This window comes from Nonomuraea gerenzanensis (genome assembly GCF_020215645.1).
GTDB classification, from domain to species: Bacteria; Actinomycetota; Actinomycetes; order Streptosporangiales; family Streptosporangiaceae; genus Nonomuraea; species Nonomuraea gerenzanensis.
On record NZ_CP084058.1, the window covers coordinates 5479064 to 5501300 of the forward strand.

The 22237-nt window shown below is 72.9% G+C and carries 22 protein-coding genes and 1 pseudogene; 15 read left to right on the plus strand and 8 right to left on the minus strand.

The genetic code is table 11. The features are described from left to right. The first annotated feature begins 13 nt into the window (after nt 1–13). The 5 genes and pseudogenes from cydB (at nt 14) to LCN96_RS25690 (ending at nt 5223) form a co-directional block, all read left to right on the plus strand. The gene (cydB, locus tag LCN96_RS25675) at nt 14–1027 is read left to right on the plus strand and encodes a cytochrome d ubiquinol oxidase subunit II (RefSeq protein WP_225275440.1); all 1014 of its coding nucleotides are present in this window, start codon (nt 14–16) and stop codon (nt 1025–1027) included. Between the two features lie 91 nt (nt 1028–1118). Then, a complete protein-coding gene (locus LCN96_RS57655) occupies nt 1119–1358 on the plus strand; it encodes a glyceraldehyde 3-phosphate dehydrogenase NAD-binding domain-containing protein (RefSeq protein ID WP_449867110.1) in 240 nt (79 codons plus the stop codon). Beyond that, nucleotides 1331–1741 (plus strand): annotated as a pseudogene (locus LCN96_RS25680) (type I glyceraldehyde-3-phosphate dehydrogenase); the annotation flags it as partial. The gene LCN96_RS57655 and the pseudogene LCN96_RS25680, both read left to right, overlap by 28 nt. 52 nt (nt 1742–1793) lie before the next feature. After that, on the plus strand, nt 1794–2753 hold the full coding sequence (locus LCN96_RS25685; RefSeq protein WP_225275441.1) for a hypothetical protein: 960 nt from the start codon (nt 1794–1796) through the stop codon (nt 2751–2753). A gap of 4 nt (nt 2754–2757) precedes the next feature. Then, nucleotides 2758–5223: a cation-translocating P-type ATPase gene (locus LCN96_RS25690; RefSeq protein WP_225275442.1), complete on the plus strand. Its 2466-nt coding sequence runs from the start codon at nt 2758–2760 to the stop codon at nt 5221–5223. Between the two features lie 27 nt (nt 5224–5250). On the opposite strand, the gene LCN96_RS57125 is transcribed toward LCN96_RS25690, so the two are convergent. Further along, nucleotides 5251–5646, minus strand: coding sequence for a dsRBD fold-containing protein (locus LCN96_RS57125; protein ID WP_311131908.1), 396 nt, complete (start codon nt 5644–5646; stop codon nt 5251–5253). A 351-nt stretch (nt 5647–5997) separates the two neighbouring features. On the opposite strand from LCN96_RS57125, the gene LCN96_RS25700 reads away from it, so the two are divergent. The 4 genes from LCN96_RS25700 to LCN96_RS25715 all read left to right on the plus strand — a co-directional run bounded on the left by LCN96_RS25700 (nt 5998) and on the right by LCN96_RS25715 (nt 9635). Then, nucleotides 5998–6603 (plus strand): hypothetical protein, encoded by a 606-nt coding sequence (locus LCN96_RS25700; RefSeq protein ID WP_225275443.1) that lies wholly within the window; start codon nt 5998–6000, stop codon nt 6601–6603. Between the two features lie 56 nt (nt 6604–6659). Continuing rightward, nucleotides 6660–7586 (plus strand): sigma-70 family RNA polymerase sigma factor, encoded by a 927-nt coding sequence (locus LCN96_RS25705; protein WP_225275444.1) that lies wholly within the window; start codon nt 6660–6662, stop codon nt 7584–7586. A 195-nt stretch (nt 7587–7781) separates the two neighbouring features. After that, the gene (locus LCN96_RS25710) at nt 7782–8558 is read left to right on the plus strand and encodes a hypothetical protein (RefSeq protein WP_225275445.1); all 777 of its coding nucleotides are present in this window, start codon (nt 7782–7784) and stop codon (nt 8556–8558) included. A gap of 819 nt (nt 8559–9377) precedes the next feature. Continuing rightward, complete coding sequence (locus LCN96_RS25715) at nt 9378–9635, plus strand: helix-turn-helix domain-containing protein (RefSeq protein ID WP_225276056.1); 258 nt, start codon at nt 9378–9380, stop codon at nt 9633–9635. A gap of 523 nt (nt 9636–10158) precedes the next feature. On the opposite strand, the gene LCN96_RS25720 is transcribed toward LCN96_RS25715, so the two are convergent. Then, a complete protein-coding gene (locus LCN96_RS25720) occupies nt 10159–10476 on the minus strand; it encodes a DUF4342 domain-containing protein (RefSeq protein WP_225275446.1) in 318 nt (105 codons plus the stop codon). 260 nt (nt 10477–10736) lie between these two features. On the opposite strand from LCN96_RS25720, the gene LCN96_RS25725 reads away from it, so the two are divergent. Next, a complete protein-coding gene (locus LCN96_RS25725; RefSeq protein WP_225275447.1) occupies nt 10737–10982 on the plus strand; it encodes a PLDc N-terminal domain-containing protein in 246 nt (81 codons plus the stop codon). Between the two features lie 144 nt (nt 10983–11126). Here LCN96_RS25725 and LCN96_RS25730 read toward each other — a convergent pair whose 3' ends face one another. The 5 genes from LCN96_RS25730 to LCN96_RS25750 all read right to left on the minus strand — a co-directional run bounded on the left by LCN96_RS25730 (nt 11127) and on the right by LCN96_RS25750 (nt 14990). After that, a complete protein-coding gene (locus LCN96_RS25730) occupies nt 11127–11699 on the minus strand; it encodes a rhodanese-like domain-containing protein (RefSeq protein ID WP_225275448.1) in 573 nt (190 codons plus the stop codon). Between the two features lie 14 nt (nt 11700–11713). Further along, entirely contained in the window at nt 11714–13033 is a 1320-nt protein-coding gene (locus LCN96_RS25735) for an MBL fold metallo-hydrolase (protein WP_225275449.1), read from the minus strand. A gap of 71 nt (nt 13034–13104) precedes the next feature. Continuing rightward, nucleotides 13105–13374, minus strand: coding sequence for a metal-sensitive transcriptional regulator (locus LCN96_RS25740; protein WP_225275450.1), 270 nt, complete (start codon nt 13372–13374; stop codon nt 13105–13107). Between the two features lie 50 nt (nt 13375–13424). After that, nucleotides 13425–14267, minus strand: a complete 843-nt coding sequence (locus tag LCN96_RS25745) for a cytochrome c biogenesis CcdA family protein (protein ID WP_225275451.1) — start codon at nt 14265–14267, stop codon at nt 13425–13427. A gap of 171 nt (nt 14268–14438) precedes the next feature. Continuing rightward, the gene (locus LCN96_RS25750) at nt 14439–14990 is read right to left on the minus strand and encodes a redoxin domain-containing protein (protein ID WP_225275452.1); all 552 of its coding nucleotides are present in this window, start codon (nt 14988–14990) and stop codon (nt 14439–14441) included. Nucleotides 14991–15426: 436 nt separating this feature from the next. Between LCN96_RS25750 and nhaA the strand changes: the two genes are divergently transcribed. The 4 genes from nhaA to LCN96_RS25770 all read left to right on the plus strand — a co-directional run bounded on the left by nhaA (nt 15427) and on the right by LCN96_RS25770 (nt 20460). Then, nucleotides 15427–16713 (plus strand): Na+/H+ antiporter NhaA, encoded by a 1287-nt coding sequence (nhaA, locus tag LCN96_RS25755; RefSeq protein ID WP_225275453.1) that lies wholly within the window; start codon nt 15427–15429, stop codon nt 16711–16713. Nucleotides 16714–16857: 144 nt separating this feature from the next. After that, nucleotides 16858–17082, plus strand: coding sequence for a CHAT domain-containing protein (locus LCN96_RS25760; protein WP_397351721.1), 225 nt, complete (start codon nt 16858–16860; stop codon nt 17080–17082). Between the two features lie 256 nt (nt 17083–17338). After that, nucleotides 17339–17740: a hypothetical protein gene (locus LCN96_RS25765; RefSeq protein ID WP_225275454.1), complete on the plus strand. Its 402-nt coding sequence runs from the start codon at nt 17339–17341 to the stop codon at nt 17738–17740. A gap of 47 nt (nt 17741–17787) precedes the next feature. Further along, nucleotides 17788–20460 (plus strand): AAA family ATPase, encoded by a 2673-nt coding sequence (locus tag LCN96_RS25770; RefSeq protein ID WP_225275455.1) that lies wholly within the window; start codon nt 17788–17790, stop codon nt 20458–20460. A gap of 30 nt (nt 20461–20490) precedes the next feature. Here the strand turns inward: LCN96_RS25770 and LCN96_RS25775 are convergent, their stop codons facing one another. Next, nucleotides 20491–21198, minus strand: a complete 708-nt coding sequence (locus LCN96_RS25775) for a sulfotransferase family protein (protein ID WP_225275456.1) — start codon at nt 21196–21198, stop codon at nt 20491–20493. A gap of 176 nt (nt 21199–21374) precedes the next feature. Here LCN96_RS25775 and LCN96_RS25780 point away from each other — a divergent pair, with 176 nt between their 5' ends. Next, a complete protein-coding gene (locus LCN96_RS25780; protein WP_225275457.1) occupies nt 21375–22148 on the plus strand; it encodes a class I SAM-dependent methyltransferase in 774 nt (257 codons plus the stop codon). The last annotated feature ends 89 nt before the right edge of the window (nt 22149–22237 follow it).

Sequence of the window (22237 nt, forward strand, 5' to 3'; positions counted from 1 at the left end):
GGACATCCGCGTCATGGAACTGACCACCGTCTGGTTCGTGCTGATCGCCGTGCTGTGGACCGGATACTTCCTGCTGGAGGGCTTCGACTTCGGCGTCGGCATCCTGCTGCCGTTCCTCGGCCGGAACGAGGCCGACCGGCGCGTCATCGTGCGCTCGATCGGCCCCGTGTGGGACGGCAACGAGGTGTGGCTGCTGGTGGCCGGCGGGGCGACGTTCGCCGCCTTCCCCGAGTGGTACGCCACCTTGTTCAGCGGCTTCTACCTGCCGCTGTTCCTCATCCTGCTGGCGCTGATCGCCCGGGGCGTGGCCCTGGAGTACCGCAACAAGTCCGACAGCACCCGCGGCTGGGACCGGGCCTTCTTCTGGGGGTCCCTCGGCCCCGCCTTCCTGTGGGGCGTGGCGTTCGCCAACATCGTGCGCGGCGTGCCGCTGGACGCCGGCCACGAGTACACCGGCACCCTGCTCACCCTGCTCAACCCGTTCGCGCTGCTCGGCGGCATGGCCACGCTGCTGCTGTTCACCCTGCACGGCGCGGTCTTCCTCGCCGTGCGCACCACGGGCGACCTGCGCCAGGCCGCCACCCGGACGGCCAGGCGCCTGGCCCCGGTCACGATCCTGGTGGTGCCGGCGTTCCTGCTGGCCTCAGGCGGCTCGCGGCCGGCCTGGTGGGCGGCGGTGGCGCTGGTCGCGCTCGGCCTGCTCGGCGCCCTCGCCGCGACCCTGCGCGAGCGCGACGGCTGGGCCTTCACCGCGAGCGCGGTGGCGGTGGTGGCGCTGGTGGCGGCCCTGTTCATCGGGCTGTTCCCGAACGTGCTGCCCGCGCTCGACCCGGCCAACAGCCTGACCGTGACCAACGCCGCGTCCACGCCGTACACGCTGACGGTGATGACCTGGGTGGCGGGCATCTTCACGCCGGTGGTGCTGGCCTACCAGGCCTGGACGTACTGGGTCTTCCGCCGCCGGCTCACCGGGGCGCCCGCCGCTCCGCGCACCCCCCGGCCCTCGTCCCCGGTCGTCGACGGGTGAGCCGCCGGACACCGGAGAAGGGGCCGAAGGTCCCTCGCACGCGTGACCGTGGCCTCTGACCGGTGAGCCGGGGGCGCCGGACGATGAGGTCATGAGAATCGGCATCAACGGATTCGGCAGGATCGGCAGGGCCGTCCTGCGCCGCGCGCTGCGCACCGACCTGGAGATCGTCGCCGTCAACGACATCACCGACGAGGCCACCCTGGCCCATCTGCTCAAGCACGACTCCACCTACGGGCCGCTCGACGTGCCCGTCACCGCCGCCCCCGGCCTGCTGGAGGTCGACGGCCGCACGATCGCCGTAGCTTCGGCCTGGTGCGCAGCTTCATGACCACCATCCACGCCTACACCGGCGACCAGGTCCTGCTGGACGCCCCGCCCAAGGACCCGCGCCGGGCCCGCTCGGCCGCCGTGAACATCGTGCCGACCACCACCGGCGCGGCCCGCATGGTCGGCCAGGTGCCGCCCGAGCTGAACGGCCGCCTGGACGGCATCGCCATCCGGGTGCCGGTCGAGGACGGCTCCATCACCGACCTGTCCGCCCAGCTGGCCCGCCCGGTCACCGTTCAGGAGGTCGGCGACGCCGCCTCCTGCGTGTTCGACTCCGCTCTCACCCAAGCCAGCGGCGACCTGGTCAAGGTGTTCGGCTGGTACGACAACGAGTGGGGCTACGCCAACCGGCTCGTCGAGATGGCCCAGCGGATGGCGCACTGACCGTACGCGCGCCCCCGGGCGCCGTTACAGCTTCCCGTCAGGGGGTGTCCCGATGGATGGAACGCGAGTTTCCCCCACCCCGCCGCACACCCGTCCCGGCCCGCGCCTGCGGTCAGCCTGGTGGCTGAGCGGCCTCGTCGCGGCCCTCACCGTCGTGGCCGCCACTGCCGGGCTGCTCGACGACGGGCTGTACTCCGGCCCCGCGGCACTCGTCGCCAGAATCCGCGGCAACGACCTGGCCACCCTGGTCGCGGGCGTGCCCCTCCTGGTGGTGGCGCTCGTCGCAGCGGTGCGGGGCTCCAGCAGGGGGAGCCTGGTCTGGGTGGGCATGCTGGCGTACTCGATCTACAACTACGCCTACTACGTCTACGATCCCGCCTTCAACGACCTGTTCCTGGTGCATGTCGTCATCGTCGTCCTGTCGGCGGCGGCGCTCGGGCTGGCGCTCACCGACCTGGACGTCGCCGTCCGGGCACGGGTGGCGATGCGCTGGGTCGGCGGCCTGCTGCTCCTGCTCGCCGCCACGCTGGCCGGCATGTACGGTGCCTCGCTCGTCCGCCAGGCCGTCAGCGGCGTGCCGCCGGCCGACGTGCTGCCGCTGCCCCAGGCGCAGGTCCACCTGGGCATGGCCCTCGACCTGACCATGGTCGTGCCGACGTCGGTGCTGGCGGGCGTGCTGCTGTGGCGGCGCTCCGCCTGGGGGCACGCGCTGGGCGTCGCGACGTGTGTCTACGTCGGGATGTACCAGCTCAACTACCTGGTGGCGCGGTACTTCGTCGCGCAGGCTGGAGTCCAGGGAGTGGCGTACGCCGAACCGCTCGACCTGCTGATCCCGGCCCTGCTGCTCGCCGCGGTGCTCGCTCTCGTCGTCCCCCGCCGCGAAGGCCGGCCGCGTGCCGTCCGGCTTCCTCAAGTGCCCCGGCGAGTCCGGCCGGCGGCCCATGAGGGCCGGACGGCCCGCACGCCGGGGCCGAAGGTCCCTGACCGGAGGCGGACCGGGCGCCCAGAGTGAAGTCATGACCACTGTGTCGCAGCTCGGGCGAGGACTCACGGCCGCCGAGGCGGCGTCGCGGCTCACCCGGGACGGGCCGAACCTCCTGCCGCCCGCCCGCCGCACACCCGCGGTCGTGTTGTTGCTGCACCAGCTGGTGCACTTCTTCGCGCTGCTGCTGTGGGGCGCTTCAGTGCTCGCGCTGCTGGCCGGGATGCCGCAGCTCGCCGTGGCGATCGTCATCGTCGTGCTGCTGAACGGCGCCTTCGCCTTCGCCCAGGAGTACCGGGCCGGCCGGGCCTCCCAGCGGCTGCGCGAGCTCATCCCGGCCAACGTGGTCGTGCGCCGCGACGGCAGGCGGCTGTCGATCGAGGCCGCCGGGCTGGTCGCCGGCGACGTGGTCCTCCTGGAGGCCGGCGACCGGATCTCGGCCGACCTCGAGCTCGCGCAGGTGCACGCGCTCGGGATCGACGCCTCGATGCTCACCGGGGAGAGCCGCCTGGTGCACCCGGCCGCGGGTGAGCGGGCCTTCGCGGGCACGTTCGTGGTGGAGGGGCAGGCCGAGGCCGTGGTGGTCGCCACCGGCGGGCGCACCCGGCTGGCCGGCATCGCCAGGCTCACCCAGGAGGCGACCCGGCCGCCCAGCCCGCTGTCGGTGCAGATCGGCAAGGTCGTCAGGATCGTCGCCGGCATCGCGCTGGCGGTCGGGGCCGTGTTCTTCGGGCTGGCCCAGCTGCTCGGCATGCAGCCGGGGGAGAGCTTCCTGTTCGCGCTCGGCGTCACCGTGGCGCTGGTCCCCGAAGGGCTGCTGCCGACGGTCACGCTGTCGCTGGCGCGGGCCGCCCAACGGATGACCGCCCGCAACGCCCTGGTACGCCACCTGGAGGCGGTCGAGACGCTCGGCTCGGCCACGTTCATCTGCACCGACAAGACCGGCACGCTCACCCGCAACGAGATGACGGTGGCCGGCCTGTGGTCACCCGCCGCCTCGCCCGCCGAGGTGCTGCGCTCGGCCGTCCTCAGCTCGACCGGGCGGATGAGCGGTGGCAAGGCGGTCGGCGACCCCATGGAGGCGGCCCTGCACGTCGAAGCGCTGCGCCTGCACGCCGCCGTGGACGACGACGAGGTCACCGCACGCTTCCCCTTCGACCCGGTACGGCGCCGCGCCTCCGTCGTGGCCGGCGGCCGGCTGCATCTCAAGGGCGCCCCGGACGCCGTGCTGCCGCTCTGCCGGCCCGTGCCCGGGGTGGAGCAGGCGCTGGCCAGGATGAGCGACCGGGGCCTGCGCGTGCTGGCGGTCGCCCGCGGCGACACGGCCGAGGAGCGGGACCTGGAGTTCCTCGGCCTCATCGGCCTGCACGACCCGCCCCGTGACGACGTCGCCGAGGCGATCTGGAAGTGCCGGATCGCCGGGATCAAGCTGGCCATGGTCACCGGTGACCATCCGCGCACGGCTCGCGCCATCGCCGCCGAGGTCGGCCTGCTCGGCGCGCAGGAGCTCGTGGTGACAGGCGCCGACCTGCCGGTCGACGACGCGGCCCTGGGCGAGCTGCTGGACCGGGACGGCGTCGTGGTCGCCCGCGTGACCCCCGAGGACAAGCTGCGCATCGCCCGCGCGCTGCGCTCACGCGGCCACGTGGTCGCCATGACGGGCGACGGGGTCAACGACGGGCCCGCCCTGCGCGAGGCCGACATCGGCATCGCCATGGGCGCCTCCGGCACCGACGTCGCCCGCGAGGCCGCCGACCTCGTCCTGCTCGACGACCACTTCGCCACCATCGTCGCCGCGATCGAGCTGGGCCGCGCCACCCATGCCAACGTGCGCCGCTTCCTCACCTACCACCTGACCGACAACGTCGCCGAGCTGACCCCGTTCGCCGTGTGGGCGCTGTCCGGCGGCACGATCCCGCCGGCGCTGAGTGTGCTGCAGGTGCTGGCCCTGGACATCGGCACCGACCTGCTGCCCGCCCTCGCGCTGGGCGCGGAACCGGCCAACCCGCGCACCATGCACGGCCCGGCCCGCACCGGCAACCTCATCGACCGGCGCCTGCTCGTCCGCGTGTTCGGGGTGCTCGGCCCGGCGCAGGCGCTGGCGGAGATGGGCGCGTTCCTCGGCGTGCTGCTGCTCGGCGGCTGGGAGTTCGGCACCGCACCCAGCCTCGGTCTGCTCGCCGCCGCCTCGGGCGCCGCGTTCGCCGCGGTCGTGCTCGGCCAGTTCGCCAACGCCTTCGCCTGCCGCAGCGAGTCCCGCTGGATCGGCAGGATCCGCTGGCGCACCAACCGCCTGCTGCTGGGCGCGATCGCCGTCGAAGCGGTCCTGCTCCTCGTCTTCCTCGGTGTGCCCGCCGTGGCCGCGCTGCTCGGCGGGACCTTCCCGCCCGTGGTGGGATGGCTGCTGGCGGCGCTGGCCATCCCCGTCATGATCGCGGCCGACGCCGGGCACAAGGCTTGGCGGGCCAGGCGGCGGCGGGCTGCGCACGGTGATGCGTAGAAGCGGCTCGGAGAGGAGGCTTCCTGGTCAAGGCGCGGCGGAAGAGGCCCGCCCCCGGGCCGGAGCCGATGCGAGCGGCTCGCGCTGACGCCGCCCTTCCTGAGGAGACCCGGCCACGGCCTCCCGAGCCGGCGGGCCGCCCCTGAGGTGCTCACCTCGTCCGCGCCGCCTCAGTGGCGCCGACGCCGGACGCGCCGGTTCCCGGCTGAGGGCGCTCAGCTTGCCGGCCAGGTCGGCGAGCGCACGTGAGGCGGCCAGCTCGTCGCCGACCTCGGGAACGGAGGGGTCGGCCGGATGACGGCGCGCCCGCCCCAGCCCGTCCACCCGGCCTCCGCCTCGGGTGATCAGCACCGCCAGCGCCGTGGTGTCGTCACCATCCTCGGTGAGGTGAATCCGCACGGTCCACTGCTTGGCTTCCATCATCGGTCCTTCCCTCGCGATGGGTTCAGGTGCCTCCATCGCACTCCCCGGCTCGGTCGCGGGGCAGAGGCGAACGTCCCGACTCCGCCGCGAAAGGGAGTGACGCAGGAGCAGCGTGGGCTCGGCATCCTCTGCGCGGAGAACGCCGAACACTGCCGGCCGCTGATCAGGCAGGGACGTTGTGCCCTGCCGGCGAGGGACCAGCGTCCCTGCCGCAACGGTCGCGCCGGGAGCACGCTGGTGTCACGCGAAGGCGATGCGGACGAGAGACGAGTGACGGCGCCTGCCGTACCGGCGCCACCTGCCGTTCACGGCGGACCGGCGTCATCGTGCTCGACGACAAGGAGGAAGCCGATGACGGTGAGACGGACGACGGCCGCGCTCGTCGCGGGCGCGGCGGCCTACCTGCTGCTCATCCGCCCCTGGCAGCTGCGCTGGGGCGCCACCCGGGAGGAGGCGCGGGCCCCGATGCCCGGTGACGAGATCGCGCCGCGCGCCCACCTCCAGGCCACCCGGGCCATCACCATCGACGCGCCGCCCAAGGAGGTCTGGCCGTGGCTGGTGCAGATGGGCGGCTACACGCGAGCCGGCTGGTACAGCTACGACCGCATCGACAACGCCGGGCGGCCCAGCGCCGGCCGCATCGTCCCGGAGCTGCAGGACTTGCAGGTCGGTGACGTCATGCCGACCGCGCCGGACGGTTCCGGCTTCACGGTGGAGCGGATCGACCCGCCGTCCACGCTGGTGCTGTCCATCCACGCCTACGAGGGCACGGTGAGCTGCTGCGTCACGCTGCGCGAGAGCGGCGACGGCAGCCGGCTGGTCCTCCGGCTGCGGGTGCGCGCCCGGCCCACGCTGCGCGGGCTGGCCTTCCTGGCGCTCATGGAGACCGGCGACTTCGTGATGATGCGCAAGCAGCTGCTCACCATCAGGGCGCGGGCCGAGGGGGCGGCGTCATGACGGCCACGTCCGGCCGCCTCGACGGCGAGCGGGTCCTGCTGTGCGGGCGGTGAGTCATGTCGGCCGTCGCCGGCGGTGAGGCCCGGCAGGAGCAGTACGCGTGCGTCAGCGACTACCTCGCCCGCATCGCCCGGACACCGCTGCTCACCGCCGGACAGGAGGTGGAGCTGGCCCGTCGGATCGAGGCGGGCGTGTACGCCGCGCACCTGATCGGCCAGGGCAGCCGCAGGGGCGGGCTGGAGGAGGTGGCCGCCGACGGCCGGGCCGCCAGGGAGCAGCTCATCGTGGCGAACCTGCGGCTGGTGGTGTCGATCGCCAAGCGTTACGCCCATCACGGCGTGCCGCTGGCAGATCTCATCCAGGACGGCAACCTGGGGCTGATCGAGGCCGTCGAGCGCTTCGACCACGCCCGGGGCAACCGGTTCTCCACCTGCGCCACGTGGTGGATCCGTAAGGCGATCCTGTGCGGGCTGGAGCACGCGCAGCCGGTCCGGCTGCCACCGCGCGTACGCGACCGGCTGCGTGACCTCGCGCGCGCCGAGGCGGCGGCGACGCACCGGCTCGGCCGTCCGCCCACCGAGCGGGAGCTGGCGGCGGAGGCGGGTGCGAGATCCGCGCGGTACGTGCCGCTCAGGAGGTTCCTCCAGCAGTTCACCAGTCTCGACGCCCCGATCGGGCAAGGACGGCAGCAGAGCATGCCCGGTGAGCTGGTGCGGGACGAGCAGAGCCGCTCCACCGAGACGCTGGTGGAGCAGCGGGCGCTGCGGAACGTGGTCACCACGCTGGTCGGCGGCCTGACCCGACGTCACGCGAGGGTGCTGCGGCTGCGGTACGGCCTGGACGGGGGCGGCGTGCGCCGGCCCCGGGAGGTCGCCGACCAGGTCGGGCTCCCCCCGCGCCAGGTAAGCGTCCTGGAACAGCAGGCACTGACCCGGCTGCGCCAGGACGGCGTCCGGCACGGGCTGCGTGCCTGGACCCGCTGACGTGCCGGCCCCGAGGCGAGGTCCCGACCGGCGGGCCAGGGCCGCCTGCGCCGGCCCGTCCCCGGCCCGAGGGCGCGGGCCCTCCGGCGGCCCGCTTCGGGGCGAACGGCCCTGTGGCTCTGGTGCGAGGCAATGATGCGGTGGACCCACCGGCACGTGCCGAGGACCTGCTCGTCGAGCTGCGGGAGGTGCGTCGTGAACGGTGCAGGCCTGCCCCGGATCATCCAGGGCGGTATGGGGGTGGCTGTCTCAGACTGGCGACTGGCGCGGGCCGTGTCCCGGCGGGGTCAGCTCGGTGGGGTCTCCGGTACGGCCATCGATCTGGTGTGCGCGCGCCGGTTGCAGCTCGGTGACCCGGGTGGCCACCTGCGGCGCGCGCTGGCGCACTTCCCCATCCCGGAGATGGCGCAGCAGGTGCTGCGCACCTTCCACGTCCCCGGGGGCAAGGCGCCCGGGACGCCGTTCCGGCCGGTGCCGCGTCATTCGCTGCGGCCTGGCCGCGCCCTGGTGGCGCTGACGATCGTGGCCAACTTCGCCGAGGTGTACCTGGCCAAGGAGGGGCACGAGGGGCGGGTCGGCGTCAACTACCTGCGCAAGATCGAGTTGCCCATCCCGTTCGCCTGCTACGGCGCCCTGCTGGCCGGGGCCGACCACATCCTGATGGGCGCGGGCAACCCGGCCGAGCTGCCCGCGTTGCTCGACCGGCTCGCCGCCCACCGGCCGGTGACGCTGCCCGTACGCGTGCAGGGGGCGACCTCCGCCGACGGCGACACCCGCGTCGCGTTCGACCCGGCGAGCCTGTGGCCGACGCCGCCGCCGGCGCTGCGCCGGCCCCGGTTCGAGGCGATCGTGACCGGCGGCACCGACCTGGCCGCCGTCCGCCACCTGACCGCCGCCCACCCCGCCGGCTACACCGCCGGCTACACCGCCGCCGACATCCTGGCCTACCTCCTGGCCTACCTCCTGCGATGAACAGGCCCGCGGCGCCGTCTGACGAGCGGCGGCCGATCGGCCTGGCGTCAGGAGCGGAGCGGCCTGCGCGCATGGCCGGTGTGGCGAAGGTGGCGCACCAGGCGATGTTCCACCCCGCCCGCTCTCAGGCCGTGCGACGGTGGCCTGGGGCGGACAGAAAATCTATCGTCACCACAGTAGATATTCGCGCCAGGAGGAGCTAGTATCTCTCACATCGAAAGAGATGGATCCACGAGGGCAGCGCAGTACGAGCACCACGACGAACTGCCCGGACGGACGTGGACAGCAACACGAAAACGCAGGAAGGCAAGAAGAAGGCAGCAAGTCGGACTGTCGTGGCCGCCGCAGAGCAACAAGGGTCGCGACGGTGGACACGCTGCCGTTGCACGACGTCGACGCGTTTCGTCGACGTAGGGGAAAAACCGGAAAGGAGTGTTGAACGCCATCAGGATCGCCCGTCGCCGGCTGGATGTCATCGCCGCACGGGTGCCGCAGCTCCACGAACAGGACGGTGGTCTACGGTCACGCTTACGCGATCCCCGCACTCCGCCCCAGCAGGCGGGCAGATGCGGAACAAGTGAACCGGCCAGCAGGCCGGTCGATGGTGTTAACCTCATTCGGGCCCCGGCGCATCCACGCGCCGGGGCCCCTGTTTGCCTTGGGAAAGGTTGAATGGATCAAACAGACCAGGTGTCGCGCTCCAGGCGAGACCCGCACCGCCGCACTCATCACCAGCCGGACGACACGGCGACCGGCGAGACCGCAGCCTCCAGCAGCGCCGAGCAACGGCTCGACGACGAGGACTACCCGGCCTACAGCATGGGACGGGCCGCCGAGATCCTCGGCGTCAGCCCGGCCTTCCTGCGCAGCCTCGGCGCTGCCAAGCTGATCGAGCCGCTGCGCTCCGAGGGCGGCCACCGCCGTTTCTCCCGCTACCAGCTCCGCCTGGCCGCCCGCGCCCGCGAACTCGTCGACGCCGGCAACCCGCTCGAGGCGGCCTGCCGCATCATCATCCTGGAGGATCAGCTCGCCGAGGCGCTGCGCATCAACGAAGAACTGCGCCGCCAGCACGACTGATCCACGGTCTCAGGCGCGAAGACTTCCTGATCGTCGGCGCCCACGGCGCACACTCCCGGCACTCGACGCCTGCCTGCCATCCTGCGGATGTGCGCGGAGATGGGGTGGAGTCCTTCGCTCCTGCCGTTCCGGCCTTCCCGTACATGACCGGCCGAGGGGCCCCGCCAGGGTGTTGTGGGGCCGGGAGGAGCTCAAAACGGAAGACGACGTCCGGATGGGGTGCGCAGGTCCAGCTCCGGGCGAGGCCGAGCCGGTCGCGGGCGCAGGCTCATCTGGGTGGTGCGCATCTCGATCAGCTCCTCCTGCAGCGGTGCCTGTCCTTGCTCGTCACTCTCTCCCGCGGCCAGGGAGGCGAGCAGGTGCGGAGGTCACCGCCGGACGGCCCCGAAGGACCCGGGCCGCGGGTGCCCTTGGCACCTCCCGGGCCAGGACCTTGGGACCGAACCGGACGCCCGCGTTCGCGGCCGGGCGGTCAACGGAGGCGACGGCCCCGACGGGTGCGTCCGTCATCACGGCACGCTGCTCAGGCCGCCGGCGTCCTGCTCCCGTCGTCCGCAACGACCCCGGCAGCCACGGGAACATCGGCGTCCGCCACGTCCTGGACCGGCCGCTCGATGGTGATGGTCCAGTCCGCGGCGACGGCGGCCAGCCCGGCGACCACGGTCAGGAACGGCGCGGCGACGAACGCCACGGCTCCCGCCGTCAGCGGGACGTTCATCACGGTGCGGCCGTGCGCGGTCTTGACGATGACGCGGCGCACGTGGCCCTCGTGCAGGACATACCTCACTTTGTCGGCGAACTCGGTGCCGCCGGCCTCGACACTTTCCCTGGTGGCGGTCATGGTGACGCTCCTTCCTCCGCTGTACTGACTTCAGCCTCACGCGGCGGGCAGTCACCGGGCAGGGCCGAAAGGCACGATCTTCCGGGACGTTCGCGATCTCGCGTAAGAAGCATGCGGGGACGGGCCCGCACCCCCGGCCACACGACACGTCATCGCCGTCAGCACCGTCGAACGCTTCGAGACCCGGGACTTTCGGCCCAGGAAGAAGCTCGGCGACGTTGTCAAGCTGGTGATGGAGGGTGCTGGGAAGGAGCGGGCTGATGCGATGGGAAGAGCTGTCCAAGCGGCAGCAGGGCTTACTGCTGGCCCTGGTGTCGGTCGAGATGGCGCTCACGGCGGCGGCGGCCGTGGACCTGGCGTTCAGTCCCGGGGACACGGTGCGGGGGCGCAGGGGCTTGTGGTGGCTGGGCCTGTTCGTGCAGCCGGTCGGCCCGACCGCCTACCTGCTGTGGGGACGGCGACGGCCCTGGTCACGGCCTGGACCCTGTGCGGCGCGGTCACCGTAGGAGCGGCAGGCTGGTACGTCCTGCGGCGCAGCGTCACCCGCCGGGGTGCGACCGACCCGATACCGGAGCCGTCCAACCCCGCGGGCTGACCCGCACTTCCGTCCGGCGCCGGCCCGGGCAAGGTAGACCAGCACCGGGACGGGCTCAACCGCCCGTTCTGGAGCCGCGCAGCCGGGTGAGCGCGGCTTCGACGTCCACGCCGCCGGCGCGGTTGTAGGGCAGCCTGGCCAGCAGCAGGCCCATGGCGCAGGTGTCGGTGAGCGCCGCGAACGTCAGGCCCGCGCCGACGAGCCCGGCCACGGCCAGCGCGACGGGGATCCAGAGGCTCGCCACGACCGCGGCCAGCACGAGCCCGCCGGCGACGAGCCGGACCTGGCGCTCCAGCGGCCAGCGCGCCCGGCCGCGGTTGACCGGGGCTCCGGACGCGATCCAGGCGTTCATGCCGCCGTCCAGGACCGCGACGTCGGAGAGGCCGGCGTCGCTGAGCGCCGCCCTGGCGCGTTCGGCGCGGTTGCCGGACTGGCAGATGAGCAGCAGGAGGCCGCCCGCGTCGGTGACGATCCGCCGCAGGTGGGCGTCGACCTGGTCGAGGGGCAGGTTGACGGCGCCGTCGATGTGCGCCGTGCCGAACTCGGCCGGGGTGCGCACGTCCACGACGAGGACGTCCGGGTTCGCGGCGATCAGCGAGCGGGCGGAGGCGGCGTCGATGGAGGACAAGGGGGTGGGCTCCTTCAGTTGCGCTGGTCGAGGGCGGCGGCGACGTCGGGGACGCCTGCTCCGGTGAGCACGATCGGCCGGTAGCCCTCGCGGGCGAGCAGGCCGGCGGCGATGGCGGCGCGGCGGCCGGAGGCGCACGCGACGAGCACCGGCCGCTCCGGGTCGAGCTCGGCGGGGACGCCCTGGGTGAACAGGTCGGGCAGGAACCGCTCGACGGCGCCCGCCAGCCGGAGCTGCTCCCGTTCGCCGGGCATCCGCACGTCCAGGAGCTGCGCGCCGGTCCGGAAGAGCTCGACGAAGGCGGGGAGGTCCGTGAGCCGGTAGGTCTGCGTGGCGGCCTCGCCGAGGTCGCGGACGACGCCCTGGACGGTGTCGACGCCGATCTGGGCGAGCTGGGTCACGGCCTCGGTGACGTCCTGACCCGGTTCGGCGACCAGGGTGATCGGCTCGCCGCGGGGGACCAGCCAGCCGGTCCAGCTGCCGAAGTCGTCGTCCAGCTCGATGCCGTACGAACCGGGCAGCATGCCGCGCGCCTGCACGTGCCGGGGTCGCAGGTCCACCGCCTGACCGATGGGCTCGTCGAGGTCGGGCACGACGACGGGCGGCATGGGCGGCACGCCGAGGGTGTTGGCCGGGCCCAGGTGCCGGTAGAAGGCGGGGATGGGCATCGCGGCGGCCAGTAGTGTGTCGGCGAACTGCTCCGGGTCGTCGACGGCCAGCAGCGGGTTGTCCCGCAGCTCCGTGCCGATGGTGGAGGTCAGGCGGCCCGCGCCGGTGGCGGTGCAGAACGAGCCCTCGCCATGGGTGGGGTAGAGGGCGAGGCCGGGCGGCAGCGCGGCCAGCCGGCGCAGCGACCGGTGCTGCAGGCGGGCCAGGGACCGGGCGCGTTCGGGCCCGAGCAGGTCGGGACGGCCGGCCGAGGCGACGAGCAGGCTGCCGCCGGAGAACAGGGCGACCGGCTCGCCGTCGATGAGCACCAGGTAGCTGGTGTGCTCGGGGGTGTGGCCTGGCGTGTGGACGGGCCGCAGGGTCAGGCCGCCGCCGCCGTCGAGGTCCTCCAGATGGAAGGCGGGCGTGTGCCGGTAGGCGGGTGCCGCGGCGGCGGGCAGCACCAGCTCGGCGCCGGTGCGCAGGGCAGCCTGCTCGGCGCCGGAGACGTAGTCGTTGTGCAGGTGTGTCTCCAGCACGAACCGCAGCTCGACGTCCCGCTCGGCGGCGGCGTCCAGGAAGCGGCCGATGTCGCGCTGGGGATCGACGAGCACTCCGCGGCCGTCGTGGGTCAGCAGGTACGTCTGGTCGCCCAGGCCGGGCGTCCGGAAGGAGATGACATCCATATATTTATACCCCCCGGGGTATATGTGGGTCAAAAATATGCGGCCACGGACGTCCCGCGGCCGCCGGGGTGTCAGGCGAGCGCCAGGAACAGCTTCTCCAGCTCCGAGACGCTCATGGGTGGCTCGTCGCCGCGCCTGTCGGCGTCCTGGCAGTGCCGCAGGCCGGTGGCGACGATCTTGAAGCCGGCCCGGTCGAGCGCCTTGGAGACGGCTGCGAGCTGGGTGAGGACCTTGGTGCAGTCTTCGCCTGCCTCGATCATCGCGATGACTCCGGCCAGCTGGCCGTGGGCCCGCTTGAGCCGGGTCAAGGCGTCGCCCACCATGCTCTCGTTCAGTTCCATGCCTGCACTATACCCCTAGGGGTATGGTCGGGCTGCACGCGGCGTCCAGCTCAGCGTGCGCGGCGCCGTCCGCGGGCCCTGACCACCGCGATCACGGCCAGGACCGCGAGCGCGACCACGACCCACACCACGCCCAGGGAGTCCAGCCATCGCGCCACGGCGCCCTGCACCTCGGTCGCGACGTCGATGATCGCGTCGCTGGGGGAGGCGCCCGCGTAGACGCGCAGCTCGTACCAGCCGTAGTAGGCGACGTACAGGCCGGCCAGGACCAGCAGCGCACCGCTGACGCGCGACACGTAGGGGAGAACCGCCCGGGTACGGGCGACGACCGCCGAGCGGGCCAGCGCCACCGTGAGCGACAGCGCGGCCACGACCAGGCCCATGCCGACGCCGTAGGCGACGAAGACGAACAGGCCGCCCGTGAAGCCGCCGGCGGCCAGCGCGGCGGAGGTCACCGCCAGGAACGGGCCGACGGTGCACGACAGCGAGGCCACGGCGTAGCTCAGGCCGTAGCCGTACAGCGAGGCGAACGAAGCGGCGGGCCTGCCGGTGCCCAGCCGGGGCGCGCGGATCAGCAGCTCACGGCCGGTCAGCAGCCACACCCCCAGCCCGGTCAGAGCCAGCCCGATCAGGATCGTCGCCCACGGCAGGTACCGGCCGGCCGAGATCGCCAGCGGCGTCACCACCAGCCCGAACACGCCGAAGACCGTGACGAACCCCGCCGTCATGGCCACCGCGAGCAGCAGCGCCCGCCGCACCGGGCCGCCGCCCGCCGCCTGGCCGTCGGTGACCAGCATCGTCAGGTACGCCGGGAGCAGCGCGAACCCGCAGGGGTTGAACGCGGCCACCAGGCCCGCGCTCAGGGCCAGCGCCAGCGGCAGCTCACCGATCACGGGACGGCCGGGGTGCGACTGCGACGTGGCGCGCAGGGTTCCGACAGGGCGTGATGCGGTGCGCGAGGCTCCGACAGGGCGTGATGCGGTGCGCGAGGCTCCGACAGGGCGTTACGCGGTGCGCGGGGTTCCGTCATGGCGTTACGCGGTGCACGGGGTTCCGTCATGGCGTCATGCGGCGCGCAGGTCGGCGACATGGCGCTCCAAGTCCTCGGAGCCGAGCGGCCCCGAGGCCTTCGTGGTGGACCCGTCCGGCTTCATGAACACGAACGTGGACTGCTGACTGACCTCGAGCCGCGTCCACACCGCGCCCTTCTCGTCCGACAACTGCACGAAGCCGCCGGTCCCGGTACGCCGCACGAAGTCCTTCATCGCCGCCGGGCTGTCCAGCCCGGCGACGCCCACGAAGGCGACATCCGCGTGCTTCTTGGCGGCCGCCTTGACGGCCGGGGCCTCCGACTGGCACTTGGGGCACCACGGCGCCCAGAACCAGAACACGACCGGCTTGCCCGCCAGGCTCGCACCGTCGAACTTCTGCCCGTCCAGCGTGGTGGCGCTGAACCGTAGGACGTCTGGGACGTTTGCCTCGCTCGGCGCCGCCGCTTCGGAAGCGGGGGAGGGGGTGGTCGGCGCCACGGACGCCTGTGACGGCGCACCGCCGCCATCCGCCTCACCGGAGGTGCCGCACGCAGCCAATGACAGGGCCGCCGCGACAGCGGCCATCACTCGAATCGCTACCACGTCGTGAGAATAGGCCGACGCGGCCGGGCCAAACCTTACGAGCCGATGACACGCCTCCGGCGCCTGAGCCCCAGGTGGCCGCGCACGTGCGCGTGCCCGGCCAGGAGGAGCGCCACCACTTCCCGCGCTCACACGCGCGAGGCATGCCGGCCAGAGTGCCGGCGCGCTGCTCCACCGCGGCCACCGCCTGCGGCGATCGGCCGGACGGCGGAGACGGCGAGCAGGCGCGTCGCCTTTCCCCAGGTGAAGCCGGCTCCTCGGTGCGCAAGGCAGGTTCGTCGGCCATGGCCGATAAGCCATCACGCACGGCTCGCCCGTTATGTCGCTCTTATGTGTTCTGATACGTTTTTGATGGGTGTGCCGGGAAGTCTGGTCGGCGAGTAGCTGACCCGACCCCTGACCCAGGAGCAGACACTTCATGCCCGGCACCACCGGCGAGCGCGCCTTCCGCCTGTTCAACCGCAGTACCTGGCCCGAAGCACGCCGAATCGCCGACATCCTGCGCAAGGAGACCATCGGCGGGGTGTTGCTGCTGGTAGCCGCCGTCGCCGCGCTGATCTGGGCCAACTCGCCCTGGGCGACGGCCTACCAGGACCTGCGCGCGATCGAGGTCGGACCCGCCGCACTCCACCTGAACCTGGACCTGGCCACCTGGGCCGCCGACGGGCTGCTGGCGATCTTCTTCTTCGTGGCCGGCCTGGAGCTCAAGCGGGAGTTCGTCGCCGGTGACCTGCGTGACGTGCGCCGGGCCGTGGTGCCGGTGGCCGCGGCCGTCGGTGGCGTGGTGGCGCCGGCGCTGGTGTACCTGGCGATCGCCGGTCCGGCGGCGGCCGAAGGGTGGGCGATCCCCACGGCCACCGACATCGCCTTCGCGCTGGCGGTGCTCGCCGTGATCGGCCGTTCCCTGCCGGACGCGCTGCGGACGTTCCTGCTGACCCTGGCCGTGGTGGACGACCTGATCGCCATTCTCATCATCGCCACCTTCTACACCTCGCAGCTGGCCCTGCTGCCGCTCGTCGGGGCACTGGTGCCGCTGGTGGTGTTCGCCGTTCTGGTGCGGCGCGGGGTGCGGGCGTGGTGGTCGCTGCTGCCGCTCGCGTTCGCCTGCTGGGCGCTGGTGCACGCCTCGGGAGTGCACGCCACCGTGGCCGGGGTGATGCTGGCGCTGACCGTCCCCGTCCTGTCCAGGAGCACGTCGGACGGCCCCGGGCCGGCCGAGCACTTCGAGCACCGGTTCAGGCCGCTCTCCGCCGGGGTGGCGGTGCCCGTCTTCGCGTTCTTCTCCGCCGGTGTCGGCCTCGGTGGTCTGGCGGGGCTGGCGGACTCGCTGAGCGACCCCGTGGCCATGGGGGTCGTGGCGGGGCTGCTGGTGGGCAAGCCGGTCGGGATCCTGGCGGCGACCTGGCTGGTGGCCCGCTTCACCCGGGCCGACCTGGACGAAGGGCTGGCCTGGATCGACATGGTCGGGCTGGCCATCCTGGCCGGCATCGGGTTCACCGTCTCGCTGCTCATCGGGGAGCTGGCGTTCGGCGCGGGGGAGGGCGACGCGCGCGTCAAGATCGCGGTGCTGGCCGGTTCCCTGTCCGCGGCCCTGGTGGCCACGGTCATCCTCCGGCTGCGTGCGCGCGTCTACCGGCGCATCCACCTGTCCGAGACGGCGGACTCGGACCACGACGGCATCCCGGACCTCTACCAGCGTCCCTGATCCCGCCCGCTCACCAGGGTGCGGCGAACGTGGGTGCCCGCCGTCACCTCCTGCGCCGCCGTGCGGTTGGACCTCGGCTCATCCCGCCGCACTGCGGCGCATCAGGCACACCTCGTCGCTCAACGACCTTTGCGCACGAGAGACGTGAGCTCCGCACCCTCGGCGAGGCTGATCGGATCGCTGCATGACGGAACTCTCGCGATCCCCGAGATCAGCAGGCTCCGGCTCGACCGCCCCGAGCACGCCTACCTGTCCGCCTGCTCCACGGCGCACCGCGGCAGGCGGCTCGCCGACGAGGTGATCCAGCTCGCCTCCGCCTTCCAGCTCGCGCCCGCCACCCCGACCGGGCCGATCTATGGGCTCCGCTGATCCACAGCGGGCCGTGAGGGACCTGGCCGTTCTCGCGCTCACCACCGGGTCGATGCTGAGACGCGCCTGTACGGAGTTGTACGGGTAGTCCGCGACCACCGTGCCGGACGCCGGATGCGAGGTTCAATTTCGCCATGAAGACAGGGACGAGGCTGCTGTCCGGCGAATGACGGCGCTACCAGGCGACGCCCTTTCCTGCTTTTCCGGAGATTTCCGTAAAAGCGGTTATTTGCCGCTTGCAATAAGTGGGGTGGCGATGGATGCGGAGTTGCTGACCCTCGCCGGGGCGACGGCGGAGGCGCTCGTGCAGGCGATGGTCTCGGACGGCTGGACGAGCGCGCGGGCCCGGATCGCCCGGGTCCTCGGCGGCGGCGATCCGGGGCGCGTACCGGTGGAGGAGGCCGCTCTGGAACGGTCCGGCCTGGCCCTCCGCCGCAACGAGGTCCCCGCCTTCGTCATGACGGGCCACTGGCAGGGACGGATCGTCGAGCTGCTCACAAGGCGGCCGGAGGACACGGAGGAGATCGCCGGACTGCTCCGCGAACTACGCGACCGCGCCACGGGCGGGACGAACGTGCGCGTCGGCGGTGACAACAACGGCAACCTGATCGTCGGCGATCACAATGTCGCCCGCGTTCGGCGATCGGAGCCGCGATGACGTCGTCCGGCCGCCGCCAGTAAATCGCAGAGAAAATGGGAGGGGAAATGTCAGATTCTGACGCCATCCACGTGAACGTCGGCGGCGACAACAACGGAACCGTGCTCGTGGGGGACAACAACATCGTCCATTACACCGATGAACGGACGATCGTCAGCGAGCGGGAGGGCGGTCCGGTGCCGGTGCGCAAGCGGGAGCATCCCGACCCGCGCTTCCTGCCGGCGAGCGCCGGCGAGCTGGTCGGCCGCGACCGGGAGCTGGCGCGGATCCGCGGCTGGCTCGCCGAGCGCGGCGCTCCCGTGCTGGTCCACGGGCCGCCGGGCATCGGCAAGTCGGCCGTGCTGCGCCGGATCGCCTGCGACGCCGCGGACGCCGGTGAGGACGTCGTGTTCCTGTCGGCTGCCGGGCTGGAGACCGAGGACATCGTCCAGGAGCTGTTCGAGGCCTGCTACGACAGCCCTGATCACCTGCCGGGGCCCAAGCGGTTGCGCCGGCTCATGGGCAAGGTGCGGGCGCTCGTCGTGATCGACGGTTACGAGGGGTCGGCCGAGTCGCTGGAGCAACTGCTCGACGCCACTCCCGGTGCCGCGTTGCTCATCGCCTCGACGCGGCGGCTGCTGGGGGCGGAGGGCCACGTCCTGCCGCTCGGGGGGCTGGCGGAGGCCGACGCCGTGGCCCTGACCACGGCCGAGGCGACCGCGGACCCGGCCGGTGCCCTGAGCGGGGAGGAGGCCGCCGCCATCCGCGGGTTGTGCCGGGCCGCGGACGGTCATCCGCGGACGCTGCTCCAGGCCGCCGCCTTGATGCGCACGTCCGGTGTGCTGCCTGTGGCGGGCGATCCCGATCTCGCAGCCCGCGCCGCGGTCGCGTCCCTGGACGGCGACAGCTCCGCGGCGGTGCGCGCGCTGGCCGCGCTGCCCGGCGTGCCGGTTTCCGCGCCGGCGCTGGCCGCGCTGGCCTGCCTGCCCTCCCCGCAGGACGCGGACGCCGCGCTCGCCGAGCTGCGGCGGCTGCGCCTGGCCGAGCCCGCCGGTCCCGGCCACGTCCTGCCCGACGGCACCCCGGTCCCGGACGGCAGGCGGGACGCCGCCGGTTACGCCACCCGGCTCGCCGCCTGGGTGCGGGCCGCGGGTCGGGCCGAGGTGGCGGCGAGCGCCGCCGTCATCGTCGCCGTGCTGCGGGCGGCGCTGCGTGAGGAGGCGCACGATCCCGCGCGGGCCCTGGCCAGGGCCGCCGCGCCGCTGCTCGGCCGCTCCCTGCGCTGGGGCGCCTGGGGCCAGGTCCTGTCACTCGGCCTCACGGCAGCGACGAACGCCGTCGGCAGCCTCGGTGCGGGTGACGGCGCGATCGGCGGCGCGATCGGTGGCGCGATCGGCGGTGCGGCCAGCGGTGCGGCCGGTAGCGCGGCCGACGACGTGGCCTACTTCGAGCGCGAGGAGAAGACCCGCGAACGCGCCCTCGGCCTGCTCCTGGGCCTGGGCGGAGGCGGGCTCGGCGCCGCAGGCGCGATCGCGTTCCTCGGCAAGGGCGGATCCCTCTTCAGCGCGCCGACGATGGCGATCGCGGCCACCACCACGGTGCTGGTGACGGCCGCCGCCGTCATCGGTGTCCGCCTGGCCACCCCAAGCGCGGCGGAACCACCGGTGGCGGCCGCCACCCCGGCCGCCGCCGGACCCCAGCTCCCCGCCACCGTCCGCCCAACGGTCAGCACCGTCCTCCCACCGGCCGGCACCGATCTACCGCCGGTCGACAGCGTCCGCTCGCCGGTCGGCACCGTCCGCAGGAACCAGCCCGACCCGGGCACGGGCACCACGCCGGACGGGGGCCGCGACCCCATCACCCCGCGTCCGGGAACCCCCCGGCTGGCCCTCTCGGACGACGACATCGAGAGCGGCGGCTCGATCGACGTGCGTGCCACGGGGTTCGAGCCCGGCGAGCGCATCACGTTCTCCTGGACGGGACCGAACGGAAGCGGCGAACTCGGCGCCCGCACCGCCGACCGCCAGGGCGCAGCGCTGCTGTCCGACGCCGCCATCCCCGCAGCCGGCGCGTACTCGATCACGGCCCAGGGCAGGAGCCAGGACCGGCGTGCCGGCGCCGCCCTCAACGTCCGCGAGCGTCCAGCACCGCAGATCAGGCTCGCCAGAGTGCCGTCCTCGGTCCAGGCCGAGGCGACGTTCGAGGTGGTGGCCACGGGCTTCGACGCGAACGAGCCCGTACGCCTCACCCTCGGCGACACTCTCGTCGCCACGGCCCAGGCCGCCCGGAACGGCCAGGTGACGCTGCGCGGCGACGCGCCCGCCGGCCCGGCCACGTACCGCCTGACCGTCACGGGCCGCTCCGGCGACCGCTCCGCCACCACCCAGCTGACCGTCACCCCGAAGCCGCCCCCCGACCTGTCCGGCCGCTGGGCCGGGTACCTGGACTTCCGGGACCTGGGGGGCGGTTACTACGAGGGCAGCCGGTACGGGTCCGACTGGGTGGAGCCGAACAGCGGATGCACCTACCCCGCGGGCAGCGCCGAGGTGCACCTGTCCGGCCAGGGGCCGGTCTACGAGGGTGAGATCCGCTGGATCTACGGCGCCAACGGGCAGAACTGCGAGTTCCAGTGGGGTGCGGCCACCTTCACGCTGGGTCCGGACGGCGACAGCCTGCAGGTGCGCGCGACGGACCCGCGCGATCCGGGCAACACCATGACCCGGACGCTGCGGAAAAGCTGACCGCTTTCTTGATCTACAACGTAAAGGCGTTCAGCCGGTCGGGTGGAACGGCAGCCCGATGTTCTCCCCCTGCATCAGCCTGTCGATCGACTGCTGCATCACCTTGCTGTCGTTCAGGTGCGGGAACGGCTCCCCGGCGGGCACGTCCACGCCCAGGAACCGGCAGAGCGGCTCCCATCCCTCCCGCACGTCGAACACCAGCAACCGCTCGGCCGGCAGGCTCTCCCGCACGGTGGCCGTGTGCCGCTCGAACGCCGCGATGCTGTCCTTCTCGTCAGGCACCTCGCCGAAGGGCCGGTCGCTGCCGAGCCCCTCCCGGATCATGCGCTCCAGCAGCGGGCGGGTGATCGTCATGTTGTCCACCAGCCCGGTCATCTCGGGGGCGAGCCTGTCGGCCTGTAAGCGGGCCGGGCCGTTGGCGATGAGCGTCCGCATGCTGGCGAACCAGGCGTCCGGGTCGCGTACGGTGAGGACCACCTTGGCCTCCGGGTACGCGGCCGCCAGCTCCCGCCAGAAGAACGAGGCGGGCCAGTCCACAGCGGAGCGGAACCCCTCGAACACGTGGTCCCACTGCGGCGTCGTGCCGCTGTGGGCCAGGGGCGCCCATCGCCTGGCGCGGTCGGGGTCGGACCCGACGTCGAACATGTGGTGGCAGGGCCCGAAGCCGAGCCGTTCCAGTGCGGCCTTCATCGAGCTCGTACCGGTGCGCGGGAAACCCGCGCCGATCACAGTCAGCATGTCGTTCCTCCATGCGGTGTCGGCTAGCCCCTGATCATGGTGGCGCGATCATGGTCCTGGCAATGCCCGGCGGCCGATGGGGGCTCGTTCAGCGCGGCGTCCGTTCGCGGGGCCGCGAAGGCCGCGGCTCGTCGGAAACCTCCCGCGGCGCGACCGGCGATCGTTAGGCTGCGACGATGGAGAACGAGACCGGCACACCCGAGCGTCCCGTCGACGTGCAGCGTCCTGACTGGATCGCGACCGCGACCGAGCCCCTCGACCCGGCGACTCCGGTCAACGACTACGACAGCTTCGCCGAGGAGTACTCGGCGGAGAACGAGAGCAGTCTTCTCAACGCCTACATCGAGCGGCCGGCGATGGTGGCCCTCGCCGGGGACGTGGCCGGCCGCCGCATCCTCGACGCCGGCTGCGGCTCGGGGGCCCTGGCCGCCGAGTTGCGCGGGCGCGGTGCCGTCGTCACCGGCATCGACTTCAGTGCCGGGATGCTGGCGGTGGCCAGGCGGCGGCTCGGTGACGACGCGGACCTGCGGGTGGCCGACCTGCGGGAGCCGCTGCCGTTCGACGACGGCACGTTCGACGACGTGATGGCGTCGCTGGTGCTGCACTACCTGAAGGACTGGGGGCCGACCCTGGCCGAGATGCGGCGCGTGCTCAGGCCCGGCGGGCGGCTGATCGCGTCGGTGAACCACCCGTTCGTGGACTGGCTGGCCGAGGATCCCCGGCCCGTCTACCGCGAGACCACCAGCTGCACCGACCTGTGGACGTTCGGCGGGAAGTCCTATCCGCTGGTGTTCTGGCGGCGGCCGTTGCACGCGATGACCGAGGCCTTCACCGGCGCGGGCTTCCGCCTCTGCGCGATCAGCGAGCCGAAGACCGCGCCGGACGCTCCTGAGCCGTTCTCCGGGATCAGCTTCATGTGCTTCGTCGTCGAGGTGCCGCCCGCCGGCTGACCACCACATCGATGATCACGTGGTGGTGGTTCGACGGTCCGCGGGAGCCAGCGGCGTCACGCCGGAGGTTCGATCGAGCCGCCGGCCGG